The 1,559-nt window shown below is 38.6% G+C and carries 1 protein-coding gene; it reads right to left on the bottom strand.

The features are described 5' to 3' along the window. Positions 1 to 255: 255 nt before the first annotated feature. Positions 256 to 1,559: acyl-CoA dehydrogenase family protein (locus tag AC1DUW_RS28285; protein ID WP_477644114.1), on the bottom strand; the 1,304-nt coding region annotated here is incomplete at its 5' end.

Consider the following 1,559-nt stretch of genomic DNA (forward strand, 5'->3'; position numbering starts at 1 on the left):
AGATCGTACCATAGAGGACCAAGATTTTTTTTCTTCATTCCTTCATAATACTGATCTAGCTTTTCCTGGGTATAAACTTCACCTTTAGCCATTCAATTCACTCCTTATAAAATAAACCTCTGATTTGAAAGCGATTCCATTATTAAGTCTAAATAGATAACTTAGTTATCTCGATGAATTCCCAAAATTCCTAATAATAGAACTTTGTTTATCGCTCCCAATAATCGGGGTAGCATCAGGTATCTGCACTAATATCTAAGAAACATATTTTTTAGCTTCAATAATTACATCGGCAATTCTACGCTTCACTTCCACAATATCTTCCGGGCTACTCATGATAAGACGGCTAGCAATCCGCGAAAATACTTCATCGTCACTGAGATGATTTAGAATATTCAAGGCTCTGATGGCGACCATTTGGGATGTTTCATGGATAAATACTTTCGTATAAGCAATTTTTTGGCTGCTTTTATCTTTCCCTGTTACTTGTACTGCTTTTTCCGTTCGTAAAATGGAGCTTTCCGCCGAATAAATTCCGATGACTAGGTCTGCGATAAATGCAGCTGTTTCCTGTTCTTGATTTAAATTTGTTAGGCCGTTCTTCTGAACAGCCTCTATTGTAGAATGAAAAAGGTTTTTCATCAGCTGGAGTGTCTGCTTTTCACGTAGTAACGATCCTTCGTCGACATTACCTTTCTTACTAGGCAATTCATAAGCTTTCAGCAATGTTGTAGCAATGAGGATTCTATTAATTTCATTCGTACCTTCAAAAATCCGATTAACCCTGGAATCACGATATAGTTTCTCTATCTCATATTCCTCCATATATCCATAGCCACCGTGGATTTGCAATGCTTCATCGACGATAAAGTCAAGAACTTCTGTGGACATAACTTTGTTGATTGAACACGCTAAAGCATAACGGGCTATCGTTTCACCAAAGTCAGTGGAGCCCGTCTGTTTCATATTTTCAAACCCTTCTTGCATCGCGCCAGCAGTTCTATACACGGAACTTTCATTAGCGTACGTTTTTATAGTCATATCTGCTAGTTTATTTTTGATTAAGTTGAAGCTGCAAATAGGCAGGCCAAATTGCTTTCTTTCATTGGCATAGCTAACTGCTAGCTCAATAGATCTCTTTGCAGTTCCCAGTGAAGTGGCTGAAATCTTATGGCGGCCGATATTCAATACGTTAAACGCAATAATATGCCCTCTCCCTACTTCACCAATAACATTTTCAGAAGGTACTCTTACATTATCCAAAATGAGAGAACACGTGGAAGACCCCCGCAACCCCATTTTCTTTTCTTCCGGACTAATGGAGACTCCTTCGTAACCTTTTTCAATAATGAAAGCAGTAAACTTTTCACCGTTCACTTTTGCATACACAATAAATAGGCCAGCGATAGAAGAGTTGGAAATCCATTGTTTTTCTCCATTTAAGATGTAATATGTCCCACATTTTGATAATACCGCTGCCGTCTTTGCACTCATTGCATCCGTGCCGGATGAAGGTTCGGTTAGTGCATAAGCTGCAATAGTCTCACCTGATAACATTT

This window comes from Peribacillus sp. P4_C12 (genome assembly GCF_056402095.1).